General features: G+C 53.2%; 20 protein-coding genes. 2 read left to right on the top strand and 18 right to left on the bottom strand.

Features of this window, described 5'->3' with window-relative positions:
- Positions 1–180: 180 nt before the first annotated feature.
- The 18 genes from ETR37_RS20060 to ETR37_RS13795 all read right to left on the bottom strand — a co-directional run bounded on the left by ETR37_RS20060 (position 181) and on the right by ETR37_RS13795 (position 15,264).
- Complete coding sequence (locus tag ETR37_RS20060; protein ID WP_304999994.1) at positions 181–1,818, bottom strand: flagellin N-terminal helical domain-containing protein; 1,638 nt, start codon at positions 1,816–1,818, stop codon at positions 181–183.
- 187 nt (positions 1,819–2,005) lie between these two features.
- Positions 2,006–2,245 carry a carbon storage regulator CsrA gene (gene csrA, locus ETR37_RS13875; RefSeq protein WP_129447419.1) on the bottom strand — a complete coding sequence of 80 codons (240 nt, stop codon included), beginning with the start codon at positions 2,243–2,245 and terminating at the stop codon, positions 2,006–2,008.
- A gap of 16 nt (positions 2,246–2,261) precedes the next feature.
- Positions 2,262–2,696 (bottom strand): flagellar assembly protein FliW, encoded by a 435-nt coding sequence (gene fliW / locus ETR37_RS13870; protein WP_129447418.1) that lies wholly within the window; start codon positions 2,694–2,696, stop codon positions 2,262–2,264.
- A 14-nt stretch (positions 2,697–2,710) separates the two neighbouring features.
- Complete coding sequence (locus ETR37_RS13865) at positions 2,711–3,301, bottom strand: DUF6470 family protein (RefSeq protein ID WP_129447417.1); 591 nt, start codon at positions 3,299–3,301, stop codon at positions 2,711–2,713.
- 21 nt (positions 3,302–3,322) lie between these two features.
- Complete coding sequence (gene flgL / locus ETR37_RS13860; RefSeq protein WP_129447420.1) at positions 3,323–4,222, bottom strand: flagellar hook-associated protein FlgL; 900 nt, start codon at positions 4,220–4,222, stop codon at positions 3,323–3,325.
- A gap of 10 nt (positions 4,223–4,232) precedes the next feature.
- Positions 4,233–5,774 (bottom strand): flagellar hook-associated protein FlgK, encoded by a 1,542-nt coding sequence (gene flgK, locus ETR37_RS13855; RefSeq protein ID WP_129447416.1) that lies wholly within the window; start codon positions 5,772–5,774, stop codon positions 4,233–4,235.
- A gap of 122 nt (positions 5,775–5,896) precedes the next feature.
- Positions 5,897–6,430 (bottom strand): flagellar protein FlgN, encoded by a 534-nt coding sequence (locus ETR37_RS13850; protein ID WP_023633641.1) that lies wholly within the window; start codon positions 6,428–6,430, stop codon positions 5,897–5,899.
- Positions 6,427–6,696, bottom strand: coding sequence for a flagellar biosynthesis anti-sigma factor FlgM (gene flgM, locus ETR37_RS13845; protein WP_020756451.1), 270 nt, complete (start codon positions 6,694–6,696; stop codon positions 6,427–6,429). Before flgM ends, ETR37_RS13850 begins: the two co-directional genes overlap by 4 nt.
- 68 nt (positions 6,697–6,764) lie before the next feature.
- Positions 6,765–7,178: a TIGR03826 family flagellar region protein gene (locus ETR37_RS13840; protein ID WP_020756449.1), complete on the bottom strand. Its 414-nt coding sequence runs from the start codon at positions 7,176–7,178 to the stop codon at positions 6,765–6,767.
- Between the two features lie 21 nt (positions 7,179–7,199).
- Positions 7,200–7,640, bottom strand: a complete 441-nt coding sequence (locus tag ETR37_RS13835; protein ID WP_020756448.1) for a YaaR family protein — start codon at positions 7,638–7,640, stop codon at positions 7,200–7,202.
- The gene (locus tag ETR37_RS13830; RefSeq protein ID WP_023633638.1) at positions 7,627–7,890 is read right to left on the bottom strand and encodes a hypothetical protein; all 264 of its coding nucleotides are present in this window, start codon (positions 7,888–7,890) and stop codon (positions 7,627–7,629) included. The genes ETR37_RS13835 and ETR37_RS13830 overlap by 14 nt, the downstream gene beginning before the upstream one ends.
- Positions 7,887–9,593: a hypothetical protein gene (locus tag ETR37_RS13825; RefSeq protein WP_129447415.1), complete on the bottom strand. Its 1,707-nt coding sequence runs from the start codon at positions 9,591–9,593 to the stop codon at positions 7,887–7,889. The genes ETR37_RS13830 and ETR37_RS13825 overlap by 4 nt, the downstream gene beginning before the upstream one ends.
- Before the next feature lie 69 nt (positions 9,594–9,662).
- A complete protein-coding gene (locus ETR37_RS13820) occupies positions 9,663–10,355 on the bottom strand; it encodes a ComF family protein (protein ID WP_129447414.1) in 693 nt (230 codons plus the stop codon).
- Complete coding sequence (locus ETR37_RS13815) at positions 10,352–11,743, bottom strand: ATP-dependent helicase ComFA (protein WP_129447413.1); 1,392 nt, start codon at positions 11,741–11,743, stop codon at positions 10,352–10,354. Before ETR37_RS13815 ends, ETR37_RS13820 begins: the two co-directional genes overlap by 4 nt.
- Positions 11,744–12,009: 266 nt before the next feature.
- Positions 12,010–12,198, bottom strand: coding sequence for a hypothetical protein (locus ETR37_RS19190; protein ID WP_041470600.1), 189 nt, complete (start codon positions 12,196–12,198; stop codon positions 12,010–12,012).
- A 112-nt stretch (positions 12,199–12,310) separates the two neighbouring features.
- Positions 12,311–13,156 carry a DegV family protein gene (locus tag ETR37_RS13805; protein ID WP_013146442.1) on the bottom strand — a complete coding sequence of 282 codons (846 nt, stop codon included), beginning with the start codon at positions 13,154–13,156 and terminating at the stop codon, positions 12,311–12,313.
- A 255-nt stretch (positions 13,157–13,411) separates the two neighbouring features.
- A complete protein-coding gene (locus ETR37_RS13800; protein ID WP_011232620.1) occupies positions 13,412–14,086 on the bottom strand; it encodes a response regulator in 675 nt (224 codons plus the stop codon).
- Positions 14,083–15,264 carry a sensor histidine kinase gene (locus ETR37_RS13795; protein ID WP_042379189.1) on the bottom strand — a complete coding sequence of 394 codons (1,182 nt, stop codon included), beginning with the start codon at positions 15,262–15,264 and terminating at the stop codon, positions 14,083–14,085. The genes ETR37_RS13800 and ETR37_RS13795 overlap by 4 nt, the downstream gene beginning before the upstream one ends.
- 219 nt (positions 15,265–15,483) lie before the next feature.
- Between ETR37_RS13795 and ETR37_RS13790 the strand changes: the two genes are divergently transcribed.
- Both ETR37_RS13790 and ETR37_RS13785 read left to right on the top strand, forming a co-directional pair.
- Positions 15,484–16,125: a YigZ family protein gene (locus ETR37_RS13790; RefSeq protein ID WP_015375864.1), complete on the top strand. Its 642-nt coding sequence runs from the start codon at positions 15,484–15,486 to the stop codon at positions 16,123–16,125.
- A 32-nt stretch (positions 16,126–16,157) separates the two neighbouring features.
- Positions 16,158–17,165, top strand: coding sequence for an LCP family protein (locus tag ETR37_RS13785; protein ID WP_015375865.1), 1,008 nt, complete (start codon positions 16,158–16,160; stop codon positions 17,163–17,165).
- Positions 17,166–17,404: the final 239 nt, after the last annotated feature.

Here is a 17,404-nt window from a genome sequence, read left to right as displayed (position 1 = left end):
CTTCTCCACCCTTTCGGGACAGGAGCTTGGCTGCTGGTTGCCCAATCCTTTGACTTTTCCAGCCATCACGTCTGCCGTTTCCAGCTACGTTGTGGCGTCAAAGGCTCTAAGGGGTTCCCAGCAATTCACCCGGTAATACTCCTAGCCGTTTCCAGCTAGGACGACTGTGCCTGTCGCTGACTATGCAGCTAAGGCATAATCTACGTCACGGATACGAGATTCAGCAGCTGTTAAGTTTTCAGAAGAAGTGCTTAAGTTGTTTATTGTGTGCTCAAGACGGTTTTGAAGAGCACCCAACTCAGCGCGCTGTCCTGAAACCATGTTTATTGCATTATCAATCGCCTCAATTGCCTTAGTAGCATCTGCTTGTGTTGCAACAGAAACACTGCTTATTTTTAGTCCACTAGAACTCATATCTTCTATATTCAGTTTAACCCTTTGTTCAGGAGTTCCAACTGCACCTATTTGGAAGGTTAGTCCATCTTTTGCAACTGAATCCAAATTGGCGTATTTTCTCACATCGAGTCCAGGACCTGTTCCATCAAGAAGATTTCCTGTACCAGTTACAGTAAAAATTACATTTGTACCATCAAGCTCGATACCATTGACCTTAAGACCTTTTAGGGCAGACTCTATGTTAGCGTCAGTGTTTAATGATTGGACAGTCGATAGAGCAATTGTAATAACCTTTTTATTATCATCAACACTTGCTTCGATATAGGAGTTATTTCCTGCTACAACCCTGAAAGTATATCCATTTAGTTTATCGTTAACTTCATTTCCTGCAGCATCTTGCATTTGGGTAAATGCAATAGTTAATGTATCTCCAACATTATCACCGACTTGAAATGTTTCCACGAATCCTGTCTGCCCCGTCACAGCAGCAGCACCGTACTCATAAGTTAAAGCACTATTTAGTTCATCAATTTGCGCCTGTGTAATGATACCATCAGCTGCACCTGTCAGATCATCAAAACCAGTAAATGTGAAGTCTGAACCGCTTGCCGCAAACGAATCACCAGTTGACTTCCAATAGTAGTTGGTTCCACCATCAGGTGTGTAAACAAGATCCGACCCTTTTATTGCGTTTCCAATAGCAGCTTGAAGGTTTTCATTAGTATTTTTAGCTTGGTCAGCGGAGAGTCTAATAACGATTTCGCCTTTATCAGAATCCACATAAGCGGTTGGATCCTGACCTGAGCTTCCTAACTCAAACTTAAAACTCAGGTTATTAAGAGCTGACGTTTGTGCGCCTTGAATACTAACAGCTCCAGAACCTGTATGCGTATTACCAGTAGATACTTTAAAATTTGTCGCAGTAACGCTATTAACTCCACCAACGACAGTAGCTTTTCCTAGAACATTTCCACCGACTTTTACAGAACCGTCTACACTAAGATCGCCATTTAAAAGTTTTATTCCGTTAAAGTTAGTCGAATCAGCAATACGATTGATTTCTTCTTTTAATCTCTCAACTTCTTTGCTGATATTCTCGCGGTCTACCTCATTTTGAAAAGTACCGTTAGAAGCTTGTACAGCTAACTCACGCATTCGTTGAAGGATCGCATGTGTCTCATTTAAAGCCCCTTCTGCCGTCTGGATAAGCGAGATTGCGTCTTGTGCATTGCGAGAAGCTTGCTCTAACCCACGGATTTGCCCGCGCATTTTTTCCGAGATCGCAAGACCTGCCGCATCGTCACCAGCGCGGTTAATGCGAAGACCGGAAGAAAGTTTTTCCATGTTTTTCGCTGCGGCGCCTTGACCGATCGTCAGTTGGCGATACGTATTCAACGCCGCGATGTTGTGGTTGATTCTCATGTTCTCTTCCTCCTTGAAATGATGTTTTCCACGTCCTTGTGGAACGGCGGGGCTAGGGCGAAAGTCGGCCGCCTTTCGCCGCAAGCCGCGCTCACTTTTTATATCGGCGCGTTTTTTGGAAGTTTAATAGGGAAATTTAATTTTTTGTCGTTGGAGCGAAAAAAAGCGCCGCATGGGCGCTTCGGCGTTATGGATGTTTCCATTGTTTCAGCTTGGCGGTCAGTTCGGCGAGCGAGGCTTCGGACGCTTCGGCGGCGGCGTTGTTTTCCGCTTGGATGGCGAGGTACACTTCTTTGCGGTGAATGTCGATGTGTTTGGGCGCGTTGATGCCAAGCTTTACTTGATCGCCCTGGATGGCGAGGACGGTGATTTCGATGTCATCGCCGATTTGGATCGTTTCTTTGAGTTTGCGCGTTAAAACAAGCATGGTTCGCCCGCCTCCTTTACGTCGCCGCTTTTTCCGGGAAAAGGCGATGTTTCGTTTGGTACGCGGTGTTCGTTAAGATCACTTGCTTGCCGAGCCGTTTGTGAACATGGATGACTACAGGCGCCTGCAAGTTGGCGGTCGTATGGTCGAACGGATCAGCGACAGTAAGGATGACATACACTGCAACGTCACGTTCGCTTTCGATGCCAAGCTGTTCGACAGTTGTCTCGTCGAGCTCAAATTCGTATGTTGGAAAGTACGAAAACGGCTCGATCAACACAAACCCGAGCGCAGGCGTCTCGACCGACTGCAAGATGACAAACGGCGTGTCCGCGAGCGGGAGAAGGACGAACCGCTTCTCGTCCGCAAATCCTGGCAGACCGTGGGGGAAATGGATGATGTCCTGTTCATCGATGTCAAGTTCACCATGATATTTTGTCCGTACATTCATGTTTTCACACCTTTTCAAATCAACATATCAAAATGGACGCCGACGAAGCGCAAATGGGCAAAATCAATGTCCAGCGACGGGCGCTGGGCGAGGTGGATGGACACCTCACCTGGCGTGTAGCGAATGATCGGCGAATGCGTGCGGGCGCGGATGACCGGTTTGTGTGTCTCAAAGCGAATATCCTCATCCGCCGGGGTATAGGATATGTGAACGCTGAACGGGGATGGCACCCAGCCGATGTTGAATTCGTACATCGGCGATTCGCTGTTTTCTTTCGCCTGCTCGGCGATCGGGTTGCCGCCGTCCTCGATGCGCATGAGTTCGTCGCCTTGGCGAGAGACGCGGGCCAGTCCGTCCAGCCAATCGTTGTATCCTTGTTCAGCAAACTTTTCGATGCGGCGGAAGATATGTTCTAAGTTCATGTCTTCCCACGCTTTTGTCTGATCGATCGTTAGCTTGGACGGCGTCGTACGGATCGTGAGTCGGGCCGGGGGCTGCTCGATTTCCAACTCGGCAGGCGGCTGTTGGATTTCCAGTTTCGCCGGAACGGTTTCGATGGCGATTTTCGCCATCGTTGACCGCAAGCGGATCTGCGGCAGCTGCATCGTCATTCCCCCCTTACCCGCTTAGCGCAAAAAGTCGAGCAGCGTCGGCTGGATAATGCGGGCGCCGACGCCGAGGGCGGCGCGGTGCACACTTTCCTGTGTTTTTAAATCGGTGATGACCCGTTCGATATCGGCGTCTTCATTGTCCGACAAAATTTGTTGGGCGATGACTTCCTGTTCATCGACACGCGCCTCCATCAGCTCAAGGCGGTTGCTTCGCGCGCCAAGCTCGGCCCGCTCGGCTAAGACGTTGTCGATGTGCTTGTCCATATACGATAAATAAACGTTCAGCTCTTGGCCGCTCTTGCCGGCTTCCAAGTCATTCACAAGCGCTTCTAAATCGCTGAACAGTCCTTGTCCCGGAGCCGCGCTGTATGTAAAGACGCGCGTCGGATTCACGTTGACCGGGAGCTGGATGCCTTTTAACAGCTCGATTTTCACTTGTTCTGTGTTCGTCGACACTTTGTTCACTGGGTCGTCTAAGTTGACCGGCGGACGAAGGGTATCTGTGCCGTTAAAAATGTATTTGCCCGCAATTTGCGTGTTGGCAATGGAAACTAAATGGTTTTTGAGCTCATCGATCTCTTTCGCGATATGCTCACGCTGCGATTGCTCATACGTATCGTTGCTGGCTTGGACAACGAGCTCACGGATGCGCTGGAGCACTTGCGTCGCTTCGTTGAGCGCCGAGTCGGATGCATCGATCCAGTTATGAGCTTCAGAGAAATTGCGTTTAAACTGTTCGACCTCGGTTAAGTTCGTCCGGTAGGCCATTCCTTTAATGGCCACGACCGGGTCATCGGACGGGCGGGCAATTTTTTTGCCGGTGGACAGCTGGTCTTGAATTTTGCTGAGCCGTTCATAGCTTTGGCTCAAGTTGCGCAGCATATTTTGCGTCAGCATGAACTGCGTGACACGCATGGTCATTCACCTACCTTCCGACAATTCCCATGCCGTTAATGATTTTATCGAGCATTTCATCGATCGTCGTAATCGTGCGCGCCGCCGCGTTGTAGGCGTGCTGAAACCGAATCATGTTCGTCATTTCTTCGTCGAGCGACACCCCGCTGACGGACTGCCGCCGTTCCTCCACCGACTGGCGGAGCACTTCGGAGTTGTTGACGAGGCGGTTCGCCTGTTGGGTGTCGACCGCCAGCTGGCCGATCATGCTTTCGTAATACGCCTGCAGCGTGCCCGCTGTGATCGGATACGAGACCGACGGCGCCGGATCTTGCAAGTTGGCAAAATTGCTGTTTTTGACATTGGCGAGACGAATGGCGTTTAAACCGTTCCCCGGTTCGTTCGGCGCCGATGAAGCGGCGATGTTGTTTAAATCATCAATATTGGATGACAATTGGATCGCTTTCGCTGCCCCGTCCACTTGCGTCAAATCCGTGAAAAACAGCCCTCCCGGGTTGCTCGGGCTGAGCGTATACCCTGTTTGGTGCACTTCGTTAAACCGTTTGGCGAACGAATACGCGAGCGTATCGAGCTTTTTCAACATATCGGGATAAATGCCTTTGACACCGCTTCCGTCATCATATCCGTAGGCCTCGATCAACCCTTTCAACTTGCCGGAGGCGACAAACGGGATGGAAGAGCCTCCAAGCGAAAGTCCGGTAAGCGGACCGGTCGGCATCTCCGGCGAGGAGCTGGCGCTCGGCGATACGGACAGCGTCTGATATCCTTGAGCGCCATTCACCAACAGCTGGCGCTGGCCGTTGCCATCCAAAATATATACATCATAAGACCCCTCCGCTATTTTCAGCGCATTGCCGCCGCTTGGCTTCGGCTCGACTTCGATTTTGACGAGCGCGGACAGTTCATCGAGCAGTCGGTCTCGCTCATCATACAAATCGTTCGGCAAGTAGCCGTGAGGCTCGACTTCGGCGATTTGCTGGTTGATTTTATACAACTGTTCAGCGATCGAGTTGATCGATTTGACCGTCACTTGAATCTCATTGGCGAGATCGTTTTGAATGGATGTTAACGAATCAGCCAAATAATGAAACGTCTCCACAACGGCCAACCCGCGCTGGCGCACGACCGAGCGGGCCCCCGTATTTTCTGGGTTTACACTTAAATCCTGGAGCGCCTGCCAAAATTGATCCATCGTTTTGGATAAACCGCTGTCGGACGGTTCGTTCATAATGTCCTCCATTTTTTTTAACGCATCGGCTTGGGCTTGCCAATAGCCCAGTTTGTTGTTCTCGCCTCGGTATTGCCAGTCAAAAAAGCGGTCGCGCACCCGCTCAATCGAGCCCGCCTCGACCCCCGTCCCCATCTGTCCCGGAATTTGCGGGCGATTGAGGGAAGCCGGCGGGTACGGCTCGCTTTGGACAAAGTTGACGCGCTGACGGGAATAACCGGGCGTGTTGGCGTTAGCAATGTTATGGCCGGTCGTGTACAGCGCCATTTGCTGCACGGCCATGCCGCGCTTGGCGACTTCCAGCCCGTGAAATGTTGATCCCATCGTGCCCCTCCTTTTTCATCTTCTAATGATTGTCCGCTGTTTTCTGCCTAGCGGCTCTGTTTCGTTTTGACGGCTGTTGGATGGATCGATCTCTCCTTATTTTCCGTCGGTGACTTGTGCTGCTATGCTTTGGAATCAAAGAGTGAACGGCTTCGTCCATGTCCATATTGTCTCGTTGATTGGTTTGGCGCGGTATAGTTCACGTTGGGCGGCTGCGGCATCAATTGGTCCAACATCAGCGTCACCCATTGCAGCGACTGGCGGATGAGCTGCCCATTCAGCTCGTTGACTGCCTGGAGTTCGTTGATCACGTCGAGCAACTCGCTAGCCAACTGTTCGGCTTTTTGCCGCTCCTCCTCGTCCATTTTCGGCAAGCAATCGGCCAATGTCAGCGGATGCCCGCCATCGGACCATGCGGCGACGAGTTGTGCCCGCTCGCGCTCGAGCTGCTGGATGGCGGCGATAGCAGTTTGTTCTTTTTGGATCAGCTGCATTAATCCGTCCATATCGCCTCGTTTTAATACGTCCGTTTTTTGATAGGCCAATTGAAGCAAATGCCGGTGCAGCGTCAAGTGCCGGTCAAGGAGCGCCATCAGCTGCAGCGCTGGCGCACGCTGTTCATCATCGGTTCGGCGATTTTCTACCCTTGTGTTCATTGGCCATCGCCCTTATAGAACTTGTATAGTTTCTCCGCAATGGCGCGGGCATCGATCTCATACGTTCTGTTGTCGATTTGTTCCTTCAACCGGCGCACTTTCTCTTCCCGCTCGGCGGCCCAAGTGGAGCGTTGCTGCAGCTCTTTTGCCTCCTCAGAAATTTCGACGCGATCCCGCCGCCCGGGTTGCCCTGTTTTTCCTTGTGGGATGCCCGAGTACTGACGGTAGGGATGAACGCCAATCAAAAACCGGTGATCGATTCTCACTGCGATTCCTCCTATCCGTTCCGCCCGTTGTTGTCTTACTACTATTATCGGTCAATCCGTTCATTTGTTTAGCGGCCATTTCGCTCTTTGTCGGTGTAATACGTGCGAAACACTTGTTTTTTCTTCTGTTCTTCTTCTTTTTTCGCCATTTCCAGCTGCCTTTGCAAATCTTTTGAACAGTCAGCGCACATTCTGCCTTCGCGGATCAGCTTGCCGCAACGGTCGCACGGATATCCTAAATTCGGCAGCTGCGCCAACGTTAAGCGGCCGCTTTTGATGAATTTGACCAGCAGCGTCTCAGGCACCCCTGTCGCATCGACAATTTGCTCCATCGTCGCCAACCGGTTTTCCCGGCGCCGCAAAAATTGGACCACGGTTTGAAATTGCCGTTCTTCTTCTTCATGACAAGACGGGCAAATATCGCGAAACGGCGAGCGGACAAACAGACGGCCGCAAACCGGGCAATTTTCTAAGTTCATCATTCTCCCCTCCCAATGTGCCCATTACGTATACAAATTGACGATCAACCCTTGAATTTCCCCCAACGTCTGCAGCAAATCAATCCTCGGCCGTTCTTGCTCGAGCACCGCGTTTGTGACGTCCAGCAGCTTTTGGTCGATCGTTTTGACGATATGATAGACGCGGGAACGGCCGCTCCAATGGAACCCATACTGCTCCGTCAGTTTCAAGCCATGGTTCACCGCTTCATCGAGCAATTGTCTGACGAGCTGTTTATACCGCCGCAAATCGTCAACCGTCCGCAACTTGGCCAGTTTTTTTCCTTGCTGTTCGATTTCATCCGCCAGCTGCCTCAGCCGCTCGTTTCGCAGCTTTTCCTGCTCCTTGGCGGTCAGCTCGGCAAATGACACGGATGGCGAAAAAGAAGCCGCCGCTTTTTTGCCGATTGGAACCGATGGGGTGTTGGCAATTTTATTGATCTCCATCTTCTTCGCTCCTACCGCCTTGTTCATCAAGCTTCTGAATCCATTTTAAAACTTCCCCGATCACCGCGTAAAGCTGCGGCGGGACGCGCGGCACCGGATCGACCAGCTGTCTCAGCAACTCCCGGTCATGGGGCAGCGGAATGCCCGCCCGCCCCGCCTTGTCGGCCACCTCATCAGCGAGCTGCCGCGGCTGTCGGCCAAGATGTTGCTCATATGATTTGAAAGCAGGGGCGTAACGGTGTCTGTTCATATCGTCCACTCCCACTGGCTCGTTTCGTTTTCCGTCTTCACTCTGTCTGTCGCCGCCCGCTCTTGGTCTTGGGTGTTCATCGGTTGGAAAGTGAGGCGTTGCACCCGATAACCGATCTGTTCCAAATGGTCTTTGACTGTCGCCGCACATGACTGCAACACCGCCGCCAACCGCTCGTGTTCTGTTTCCACCGTCACGGACAGCTGCCGTTCGACCGACTGCAAGGAAATGCCGACTTTGCCTTGATTCGTGTCCAACAAAAAGTAGAGGCGGCAGTTTTGCCAGTCAAGCTGTCCGTCACCGCTGCGAGCGTTGACGTGCACATGTACGGTCGCCATCTCACCATGAAGCGAGAGTGGCCACTGGTACAACATAGTTTGGGTGTGGCTGTCAACAGTAAATTTGTTGAGCAACTGTTGGCCGGTAAGATTCATGAGCAGCCGTTCCGCCTGCGCAGGAGCCGTTCCTTCCTCAACCCATGACAGCAGCATCGCCTTCAAATTCTCGACCGGCTGTAATCGCTCTCCGCTCAAGAGCGCACGGGCGGTCTCTTGTTCATGGAAAAAGCCGAGGCGGCGCAGCGATTCAAAGACTCCTCTCGCCGATAATGCGCCATCGTTGGGCGCTTGGTCCACATGTTTCAGAAGGCGCGACAGCTGCTCGTGCGGCTTCGTGCCCTGCCACGCTTCCGATTCCATGAAAAACCGCTGTACTTTTTGTTCAGATGGCTGAAAGCGGAGCGACTCCAACAACGCTTTCACTTCACGCGCCGTCTTGGCCGCTTCGTCCGTCTTTCCTTCAGCAAGGCCGCGTTTCGCTTCTGCCAATTTCGCCCCCGCCTCAAGCAACTTCGTTTCCGTTTTCATGTCAGTAAACAACAACCATTCCCCGTGCAACAGCATGCGGTCGAGTGAATGAATGAGCGACTCAACAAGCGGCGCGGCTCGCTCTGTCGACTGTTGGGCAGCGGCATGCGCAAATTGTTCGAGCTGACGGACCATATCACGCTGCCAAACACGAAAATCGTGCACGAGTTGCACCATTTTTTCCGTCACTACCGTCACGGCAAACGTCCGGGCCTCTGCCGTCGGAAGAACCAGCTCCGATGCAACCGCATACGCGCGCGAACCTTCCAATCGCTCCGTTTGTTCACGAACAGGCGCCGCTTTTGCTTCATGGGTTTCTTCCGGTTCCGTTTTCGTCAACAACGGCGCCAACAGGTCTCCGAGCGGCGGGCCATGGAGTGCTTCATGCGCTAGGCGCAAATGCGTCTCGGTCACCTCGAGCTGTTTCGCCGCCAAAGCAGCGACGGTTTCCTGTTTTTTCTTTATCGAGCCGCCTTCCGTCTCCCAAAAACGACGAACGGCTTCTTTTTCCTTTTCGGTCAGGCGAATGCCACGGGCCGACAGCCATGAATCGATTCCATCGTCCAACGAAGATGGCAGAAACCGCCCTATAGACGATAGTGGCACCGCTTGCGCCATCCAAGTTCCACCTTCTTGCTTCACAAGCCGCACCATAAACGAACGGTCGCTTGGGACGCCATCCACAAAGTGGACGCGTACATCCTGTTGGCCGATGGCGACCACGGCCTCTTGATCGTTGAACCTTTCTTTCATTACCGCCATCTGCACGCTCCCCGGCTGCAATGAAACAGCCGGTACGGCGATCTCATTGGATAGTTGATCGTGACGAATACGCATCATTATTCTTCCTCGCTCTTTGTTCTCCTACTGTTTATATCGGCACGTAGGCTTCCAATGTTTACACTGTTACGCGCGAATGAGCGTCAACGCTCCCACCTCTGCGGCCCCCGCCTCAAGCAGCACGCGGGCCGCGTGGCGGATGGTGATGCCCGTCGTGTAAATGTCATCGATAAGAACGATTCGCTTCCCATTTATCGGCGGATGGCCGGAGAGAAAAAACGGGTTGTCGGTGTCCAGCCGTTCGTGGCGCGATTTTTTCGACTGCTTCTCGGAATGCCGGCGGGCCAGCCAAGGGAAATACGGGGATGGAAGCAAGCGGGCGAGCGCTTCCGCTTGGTTGAAGCCGCGCTCATCGAGGCGCTCGCGGCTTAACGGGATCGGGACGACGTGCCAGCCGCGGCCGAAATGGCGGCGAAACGCTTGGGAAAACGGTCGGCGGAACGCCTCGACGATGACATAGTCGCCGCGGAATTTCCATAAGGCGACGACGTCTTTCATCCAGTCATTGTATAGATAGACAGATCGGTTTTTCACGAGCACCCTCCCCCATTGTTCATCTTCCTGCCACCTTAGACAGTCGGCGCACAGCGATGGCTTGGCTTCCTCAAGCGGACGGCCGCACATCTCGCAAAGGCGGCCGCGAATGACGGCGAACGACCCGCGGCAGCGCGGGCAAAGGACGTCAAGGTCTTCGAGGAAAAGAAGCTGGCGCCAGCTGTTAATCGGGTTATATGGAGAATGGCAAAGAAGGCAGTTCATGGGCGCAGCAGCCCCCTTTTTCGCGCTTCTTCGTTCATGCGAAGGATATGGCGGCGCGCCCGCACCATCTCGTTCGTTTTCCCGTGATGGAAAAAGCGGACATCGCCGTCAGGGAACGCGGCGTGGCGGCCGACGCGGCCGGCGATTTGCACGAGGGCGCTTTCCGTGAAAATGCGGTCTTCGGCGCCAAGGACGGCGACATCGATGTTCGGCACGGTCACGCCGCGCTCAAGGATCGTTGTTGTGACGAGCAGCGGCACGCGCCCATCGCGAAACGCCTGAACGTGCTCAGCTCTGTCTGGGGCTTCGGCATGAACGCCGACGATGCGGGGATCGACGCGCTGCAAGAGGCGGGTGACCGCTTCAAGCTCATCGATATGGGGAACGAACAAAAACGCTTGTTTTCCCTGCGCCAAACGATGGAGAACCCACGCAAGGACGTTTTCGGGCAAGCGGCCGCGCTCTAACCGTTTGCGCCAATTGCCGCACCATTCCAACACGGGGACGGGAAGCGGACGGCCGTGGTAGCGGGCGGGGATGACGGCGGCGTTCCGTTTGCCTCTTGTGATGTCAAGCTGCCAATCGCGGGATGGGGTGGCGGTTAAATAAATGAGGCTCGACTGTTCTTTCCGCGCTTGACTGACGGCGTATTGGAGCATCGGCTCAACAGAATATGGGAAGGCATCGACTTCATCCACGATCATAACGTCAAAGACGCGGTAAGCCCGCAGCAACTGGTGGGTGGTTGAGAGGACCAAGGAAGCGATCCGCCCGCGCTCTTCGCTTCCGCCGTACCATACGGCAAGCGGAACGCGCGGAAACGCTTGACGAAAGCGGGGAGCAAGCTCGCGGACGACGTCGACACGCGGCGTGGCTAGGCCAACGCGCCAGCCCTTCTCGAGCGCGGCGGCGATGGCGGGAAACAACATCTCGGTTTTCCCTGCCCCACATACGGCCCAAACGAGCAGCTCGCTTCGGTCCAGCACCGCCTGGCGGACTGCCTGGGCAGCCTCCGCCTGAGCGGCGGACAGTTCCCCGTCCCAGGAAAGCGGCGCTTCGTGCGGCTCGGACGGAAGCGGCATCGTCACGTGCACAAGGTGAGTGCAGGAGCTGATGCGCCCCATCACGAGACACTTGCGGCAATACGCGCAATCCGATCCACAGCGGGCGCATGGAAACGAGGCGAACAGATGGCGATCATCATTTCCGCAACGACCGCAGCGCCAGCCGCTTGATGTTTTGATGAGGCCGGGATGTTCGTGAACCCAACCGGCTTGCACCGCGGCTTTGATTTCTTCATCAGAAAACGGCAGTTGTTCGCGTGGGAGGCGCTGGCCGTTCAACCATGAAACGAGGTGTGGAACACAAGATGGTTGTTGGATGCACAAGAAGCATCACTCCTTTTGAACGTATGAAAAGCACGTTCCCCAGCTGAGAGGCAAGAAGAGCAGATGACGCGGCAAAAACCCTCTCTCCCCAAGTTGAGAGACTTGAAGCGCATAAAGGTACAGGAAGAGCGATCTCACGGCATTCTTTAGAAGGCTGGTAATAAAAGACGGGTGTCATGCACAAAACAACAACATTCGATCAGAAAAGAAAGTGGAGATGAAAAGGCCTTTCCAAATGGAATCAGGATGTGGTTTGACCGTCTTTTTCACGACATATCGGCCTTCGAAAGAAATGGATGCGGCGAAACCTGATGCCAGCGAAGATTCACAGGAGAGTCATGGAGCCGATCGATAACGTGTTTCGACAACATTCCCAGGGAAATAGCGACAAGTTTTTCAGGAAAGGAAAACGGTTCGACAAGTTCGGCCAGCCCCGCATCTTCGGTCCGTTTCATAAAGCAGAGAGAAACCTACTGTACAACAAATTCGCCGCCGCGCAAGGCGGAGCGCACCGTTCCGCCTTGCGCTTGGCTGCAGCGCCTCGAGACGGCGCTTTGCAGCCCCGGCTTAAGGCTGATACCACGTCAACCCGAGCGCTCCTTCGCCGACATGCGTGGCGATGACGGGACCAAAATAGCTGATCGAAAATTCGACGTGCGGATAGCGGGCGGACAGCTCATCGCGCCAGCGGCCCGCTTCATCCGGCTGGTTGGCGTGGATGATGGCGGCTTTGAGCGGCACACCCTTTTCCGCATCTTCGGCGAACAGCTCTTCGATGCGGTGGATCGCTTTTTTGCGCGTGCGAATTTTTTCAAACGGCACGATCACTTTGTTTTCAAAGCGAAGAAGCGGCTTGATTTGCAAGAGGCCGCCGATGAACGCCTGCGCCCCGGTCAGCCGTCCGCCCCGCTGCAGATGGGCCAAGTCATCGACCATAAAGTAGGCGCGCAGCGTTTGTTTCATTTCATCCAAGCGAGCGATGATATCCTCAGGAGACCTCCCCGCCTGCGCCATTTCCGCCGCTTCGATCGCATAAAACCCTTGTGCCATGCAGCTGATTTCCGAGTCGTATGCGTAAACACGCAATCCGTCCACCATCGTCCCTGCCGTGACCGCCCCTTGGTACGTGCCGCTGATGCCGCTTGAGAGGTGGATGCTGACGACCGCCTCGTATCCTTCCTCGCGAATGGCGGTGAACAAGTCAACAAACTCACCGACCGACGGTTGGGACGTCGTCGGCAACGTCGGATGCTGCTTGATTTTGGCAAAAAATTCATCGGCCGTCATATCAATCTCTTCGCGGTACGTCTCATTCCCGAAAATGACGCTGAGCGGAATCAGGCGAATGCCCAACCTCTCGCGCACCTCTTTCGGCAAGTAGGCCGTGCTGTCGGTGACAATTGCCGTTTTCACGAACGCCATTCCTTCCTGATTTCAAATTTTCTTCCATTATACCAAAAAGACAAACCGCCCACCACTACGAATCCAAATGGGGGATAGCGCACCGCAAGGACCTAAACAAAGCCGCTTGCCGCCAACTACAAAACAGCTTGTCCTCACCACGGACACACCAACAACGAAGCATCGCTGCCTCGATCCCCTCAACACCAGCCGCCAGACGCCCATCCAATCCGCTGACAATAGGCGGAAACGAAGGGGGCATTGCCATTAGCGCACTTCCACCCAACCGTTTTTGATCGCGACCACAACGGCTTGCGTCCGGTCATTGACGTTTAATTTTTGCAAGATGCTGCTGACGTGGTTTTTCACCGTTTTTTCGCTAATGTACAGCGCTTCGCCGATGGCGCGGTTGCTTTTGCCGTCGGCCAACAGCTGCAGCACTTCGCACTCGCGCCGCGTCAGCAAATGAAGCGGACGGCGCACCTCCTGCTTAACCACTGCGCCGCCTTTTTCTGTCGTCAAGCGGCGGTATTCGCGAATCAAGTTGTGCGTCACTTTCGGATGCAAATACGATCCGCCTTCCGCGACGATTCTCACCGCCTCAATGAGCGTATCGGCATCCATCTCCTTCAGCAAATACCCCGTCGCCCCGGTCTGCAAAGCGCGCATGACATAGTGTTCATCGTCATGGATCGACAACACGACGACTTTCGTATCAGGGTAAGCTTCGATCAGCTGTTTCGTCGCCTCCACGCCGTTGATGTCCGGCATATTGATGTCCATCAGCACCAAATCGGGGCGGTATGTTTCGACGATCGAAAGCGCTTCGCTTCCGTCGCTTCCTTCCGCCACGACTTCAAAATCGCCCTCAAATTCCAAAATGCGCTTGATGCCCTCGCGAAACAGCTGGTGATCGTCGATAATCGCGATGCGTGTTTTCATCGTTTCCTTTCCTCCTTGTTCGTTTTGTCAGTCGAACGGTCGAGCGGAACGCGAATGAACACGGTCGTTCCGCTGCCAATCTTTGAGCGGATGTCGAGCGTGCCGCCGAGCAGCTCCACCCGCTCCCGCATTCCAATCAAGCCGAACGCATTTTCTTTTTTGACCGATGGATCAAATCCTTTGCCATCGTCTTTGACACTGACAAGCAGATGGTGGCACGTCACTTCCATTTTGACGTCGATATGGCGCGCTTCGGCATGCTTCAAGGCGTTTTGCACCGATTCTTGGACAAGCCGAAACACGGCCGCCTCCATCCGCGACGGCAGCCGAATTTCTTCGCCGATATGTACAAAGGAAATGTGGACTCCCTTGTTATATTCTTCGGTCGTTTGCAAGTATTTTTTTAGCGTCGGAACCAATCCTAAATCATCAAGCGCCATCGGCCGCAAATCGTAAATGATGCGGCGCACTTCGGACAAAGCCGAACGCACCATTTTGCGAAAATCACGAATCTCGGCGATCGCCGCCTCTGTCCCTCGCTCTTTGATCACCTTTTCGACCAAATCAGACCGAAGAAGGACGTGAGCGAGCAGCTGCGCCGGGCCGTCATGGATTTCCCGCGACAGCCGCCGCCGCTCTTCTTCCTGGGCTTCGATGATTTTCAGCCCAAATTCCTGCTTTTGCTTCGCTCCTTCAATAAGCTCGCCGACCTGGCGGAAATCGCTGTTTAAGTAGTGGAGCACGACCGTAATTTGTCCAACTAAATAATCGGCGCGTTCGATAATTTGCGCAAGGCTCGCCAATCTCCGCTCGAGCTCGTCGCGGCGCAACCGCAGCTGTTTCTCCCGCTCGCGCACCATCGTCAGCTTCATATGCAACTCATGCGCCGCTTCATACGCCTCGCGAATATCTTGCTCCGAGTGGGTGGAAAAGTTTTGACTCACTTCCGACAGGCGGCGGCGCGCCTGACGCGCCTTCATTTCCAGCTGATCCGCTTCTTCGATCGCCTGCACGGTCAGCCGCTTCACCTCCTCGAGTTCGCGAAGCAAATGGTCGTGCTCTTGACGCGACTGCTCCCCGATGCGGAAAATTTCGTCTTTGCTGTGTTGAACGGTGTCGATCATTTTTTCGACAATCCGATCTAATTGCTTCACGTCCCACTGTTTTGCCTCAGCCATTTGCCAACCTCCAACAGCGCTGCCAAGCGGTGCGCATGGGCGCCAGCAAAATTTGTTTGAAGGAAAAAAGTTGTCGATTTATAATAATAAAAGCATGCCCTATCTATTGCTCTTTTATTTTCAGTTTACCATAATTAGAGTAGAGCGCTAGCCATTCATGCAAAAAAATGAACAAAATTAAACCGTTTTCGCGTTTTTTGTATGTTGAGGTGTTTTGCTTTGTTGCAAACATATTACACGGTTAAAGGATACGGCGAACGCGAGATCGTGATCGAAAAATCACGGTTCATCTGCTATATCAATCGCGCTGAAACCGAGGAAGAGGCCGTCGCCTTTATTCAACAAATCAAGAAGAAGCATTGGGATGCCACCCACAACTGCTCCGCCTATTTGATCGGCGAGCATGACCAAATCCAAAAAGCGAACGATGACGGCGAGCCGAGCGGCACCGCAGGGGTGCCGATGCTTGAGGTGCTGAAGAAAAAAGGGGTGAAAGACACCGTCGCCGTTGTCACCCGCTACTTTGGCGGCATCAAGCTCGGCGCGGGCGGGTTGGTGCGCGCTTACAGCCGCGCCGTCTCCGAGGGGCTGAACGCCGCCGGCATCGTCGAGCGTCGGCTCATGCGCGTCATGCATGTCACGATCGACTACCCGTGGCTTGGGAAGGTGGAAAATGAGCTGCGCTCTTCCGTATATACTATTAAAAATATCCAATATGCCGACCGCGTCACGTTTGATGTTCTCGTTCCCGAGGACGGCCAGTCTTCGTTCGGCGAGTGGATGACCGAACTGACAAACGGAAGGGCGGACATTCAGGCGGGAGCGATGGAGTATGCCGAGCGGCTGCTTTCGTCTTCCTAAAACGACACCGTAAAGGAAAGAAGGGTTAAACGATGAATCATACAAGAAAAACGGTGAAAAAGCGAAAGAAAAAAAAGCGGCTCCGCCGATTCTTTTTGCTCGTGTTTCTTCTGTTGCTCGGGGGTGTCGGCGCCTTTGGCTACAATATTTACTCCGAGGCGAAACAGGCGTCAAGCAAAATTTATCAAGCGCTTGATCCATCAAGCAAGCCGGCAAGAAACATTGAGATGCGCAAAGACCCATTTACCGTTCTGTTAGTCGGAGTGGAAAACCAGTACCACGACGAGGAGGGGCGGTCTGATGTCGTCATGTTGTTGACCGTCAATCCGAAGACGAACAAAGTGTATTTGTTGAGCATTCCCCGCGATACGCGCGTTTACATCCCGAGCGAAGGGCGGAAAGACAAAATCACCCATTCTTACAGTCATGGCGGCATTCAATCGACCATTGCAGCCGTCAATGAGCTGATCAATGTTCCGATCGACTATTACGTGACGACGGATTTTGAAGGGTTCGAAAAAATTGTCGATTCCCTAGGCGGCGTCACGGTGGATGTTCCGTTCACATTCAAAGCTCAGCTGACAGGTTCGCTCAAATGGCATACGTTCCATAAAGGCAAACAAGAGTTGAATGGCAATGAAGCGCTCGCCTATGTGCGCATGAGAAAATCGGACCCCCGCGGCGATTTTGGCCGAAACGAGCGGCAAAAGCAAGTCATTCGCGCCATTATTGACAAAAGCACGTCCATCACCTCGCTGCCGAAGCTGGATGACGTCATCGCCGATTTAGGGGATCACGTGCGGACGAACATCCCTCCGTCCGAGTTGTTGTCATTCATCTACGTCTATCAAAAAATGAAAAACGCGGATGTAGAAAATTTGCATTTGAAAGGATACGACGAAACGATCAACGGCGTGTACTACTACATCCCGGACGAGCAATCGGTCAGCTCAATCAATGAAACGCTGCGGCAAGCGCTCGAGACGTCCAACGCCTCCCTCACGCGCAGCGATTCACCATCCACACAAAGCCAAAATTAACGATCACAAAGAAGGTGCTCCCAAACGCAATGGGGCGCCTTTTTCCATTTACAGCGTATCATGCCGCAATGATGATGAAAGAACACAACTTTTCATGTCCTCTGCTTTTTTTCTCTCTTTTTCAACAAAACTTTTCATTTTTTCTCATAATAGGACTGAATTCGGGTTGGATAAAACGGCAAAATTCGCTATGATAGTATAGAAAACGCAAACTTGAGAAAAAAGGGGGGATCGAATCC

The sequence above is a fragment of the Geobacillus sp. PK12 genome (assembly GCF_004123125.1).
GTDB lineage: Bacteria > Bacillota > Bacilli > Bacillales > Anoxybacillaceae > Geobacillus > Geobacillus zalihae.
The sequence above is the reverse complement of the archived record's forward strand: the minus strand, read 5'-3'. Positions and strand labels throughout refer to the sequence as shown.

Coding starts and splice junctions, on each gene's coding strand:
- ETR37_RS13865 (WP_129447417.1), bottom strand. CDS start 3,301: ATGCAGCTGCCGCAGATCCGCTTGCGGTCAACGATGGCGAAAATCGCC.
- ETR37_RS13785 (WP_015375865.1), top strand. CDS start 16,158: ATGAATCATACAAGAAAAACGGTGAAAAAGCGAAAGAAAAAAAAGCGG.
- ETR37_RS13820 (WP_129447414.1), bottom strand. CDS start 10,355: ATGAACTGCCTTCTTTGCCATTCTCCATATAACCCGATTAACAGCTGG.
- ETR37_RS13830 (WP_023633638.1), bottom strand. CDS start 7,890: ATGAACAGACACCGTTACGCCCCTGCTTTCAAATCATATGAGCAACAT.
- flgK (WP_129447416.1), bottom strand. CDS start 5,774: ATGGGATCAACATTTCACGGGCTGGAAGTCGCCAAGCGCGGCATGGCC.
- ETR37_RS13840 (WP_020756449.1), bottom strand. CDS start 7,178: ATGATGAACTTAGAAAATTGCCCGGTTTGCGGCCGTCTGTTTGTCCGC.
- ETR37_RS20060 (WP_304999994.1), bottom strand. CDS start 1,818: ATGAGAATCAACCACAACATCGCGGCGTTGAATACGTATCGCCAACTG.
- ETR37_RS13800 (WP_011232620.1), bottom strand. CDS start 14,086: ATGAAAACACGCATCGCGATTATCGACGATCACCAGCTGTTTCGCGAG.
- fliW (WP_129447418.1), bottom strand. CDS start 2,696: ATGAATGTACGGACAAAATATCATGGTGAACTTGACATCGATGAACAG.
- ETR37_RS13835 (WP_020756448.1), bottom strand. CDS start 7,640: ATGGAGATCAATAAAATTGCCAACACCCCATCGGTTCCAATCGGCAAA.
- ETR37_RS13795 (WP_042379189.1), bottom strand. CDS start 15,264: ATGGCTGAGGCAAAACAGTGGGACGTGAAGCAATTAGATCGGATTGTC.
- ETR37_RS13850 (WP_023633641.1), bottom strand. CDS start 6,430: ATGAACACAAGGGTAGAAAATCGCCGAACCGATGATGAACAGCGTGCG.
- ETR37_RS19190 (WP_041470600.1), bottom strand. CDS start 12,198: ATGAAACGGACCGAAGATGCGGGGCTGGCCGAACTTGTCGAACCGTTT.
- flgL (WP_129447420.1), bottom strand. CDS start 4,222: ATGCGTGTCACGCAGTTCATGCTGACGCAAAATATGCTGCGCAACTTG.
- ETR37_RS13825 (WP_129447415.1), bottom strand. CDS start 9,593: ATGCGTATTCGTCACGATCAACTATCCAATGAGATCGCCGTACCGGCT.
- csrA (WP_129447419.1), bottom strand. CDS start 2,245: ATGCTTGTTTTAACGCGCAAACTCAAAGAAACGATCCAAATCGGCGAT.